The sequence below is a fragment of the Photobacterium rosenbergii genome, assembly GCF_003026455.1.
GTDB classification, from domain to species: Bacteria; Pseudomonadota; Gammaproteobacteria; order Enterobacterales; family Vibrionaceae; genus Photobacterium; species Photobacterium rosenbergii.
In genome coordinates, this window is the sequence record NZ_PYMB01000062.1 from 1 (window position 1) to 1,011 (window position 1,011).

General features: G+C 47.8%; 8 tRNA genes. All 8 read right to left on the reverse strand.

Annotation, left to right across the window (positions count from 1 at the left end):
• Positions 1 to 52: 52 nt before the first annotated feature.
• The 8 genes from C9J01_RS29340 to C9J01_RS29375 all read right to left on the reverse strand — a co-directional run bounded on the left by C9J01_RS29340 (position 53) and on the right by C9J01_RS29375 (position 1,000).
• Positions 53 to 127, reverse strand: a tRNA-Gln gene (locus C9J01_RS29340).
• Positions 128 to 166: 39 nt separating this feature from the next.
• A tRNA-Leu gene (locus C9J01_RS29345) sits at positions 167 to 251 on the reverse strand.
• Positions 252 to 318: 67 nt separating this feature from the next.
• Positions 319 to 403: transfer RNA gene (locus tag C9J01_RS29350), tRNA-Leu, on the reverse strand.
• Positions 404 to 431: 28 nt separating this feature from the next.
• Positions 432 to 508 (reverse strand) — tRNA-Met (locus C9J01_RS29355).
• Positions 509 to 544: 36 nt separating this feature from the next.
• Positions 545 to 619 (reverse strand) — tRNA-Gln (locus C9J01_RS29360).
• Positions 620 to 656: 37 nt separating this feature from the next.
• A tRNA-Leu gene (locus C9J01_RS29365) sits at positions 657 to 741 on the reverse strand.
• Between the two features lie 69 nt (positions 742 to 810).
• Positions 811 to 895: transfer RNA gene (locus C9J01_RS29370), tRNA-Leu, on the reverse strand.
• A 28-nt stretch (positions 896 to 923) separates the two neighbouring features.
• Positions 924 to 1,000 (reverse strand) — tRNA-Met (locus C9J01_RS29375).
• Positions 1,001 to 1,011 lie beyond the last annotated feature (11 nt).

Below are 1,011 nucleotides of genomic sequence, written 5' to 3' on the forward strand. Positions count from 1 at the left end.
CCACTTCCGCATACTTACCGAATTATCGTGAGATAACCGTTAAGTTAAATGATGGCAGGTCTACCTGGATTCGAACCAGGGAATGACGGGATCAAAACCCGTTGCCTTACCGCTTGGCGATAGACCTGCAGATGCTCTTTTCAGAGACTTGATACCAGAGAGAGAATGGTGCGGAAGGAGAGACTTGAACTCTCACACCTTGCGGCGCCAGAACCTAAATCTGGTGCGTCTACCAATTTCGCCACTTCCGCATTTATTGCTGTCGCCAGCTGCTTCTCTGGTTATTTTCAATTAAGTCAAAGACTCAATCGAGAATGATGGTGCGGAAGGAGAGACTTGAACTCTCACACCTTGCGGCGCCAGAACCTAAATCTGGTGCGTCTACCAATTTCGCCACTTCCGCACAAATTGTATCTTTCTTAAAGAAAGAATGGTGGCTACGACGGGATTCGAACCTGTGACCCCATCATTATGAGTGATGTGCTCTAACCAACTGAGCTACGTAGCCATCATGTATCACCAGCTATTGCTAATGATTGAAATATGGCAGGTCTACCTGGATTCGAACCAGGGAATGACGGGATCAAAACCCGTTGCCTTACCGCTTGGCGATAGACCTGCAGATGCTCTTTTCAGAGACTTGGTACCAGAGAGAATGGTGCGGAAGGAGAGACTTGAACTCTCACACCTTGCGGCGCCAGAACCTAAATCTGGTGCGTCTACCAATTTCGCCACTTCCGCATTTTTGTGCTGTTGCCAGCTGCTTCTCTGGTTATTTTCAACCGAGTCAAAGACTCAATCGAAGAATGATGGTGCGGAAGGAGAGACTTGAACTCTCACACCTTGCGGCGCCAGAACCTAAATCTGGTGCGTCTACCAATTTCGCCACTTCCGCACAAATTGTATCTTTCTTAAAGAAAGAATGGTGGCTACGACGGGATTCGAACCTGTGACCCCATCATTATGAGTGATGTGCTCTAACCAACTGAGCTACGTAGCCATCATGTATCA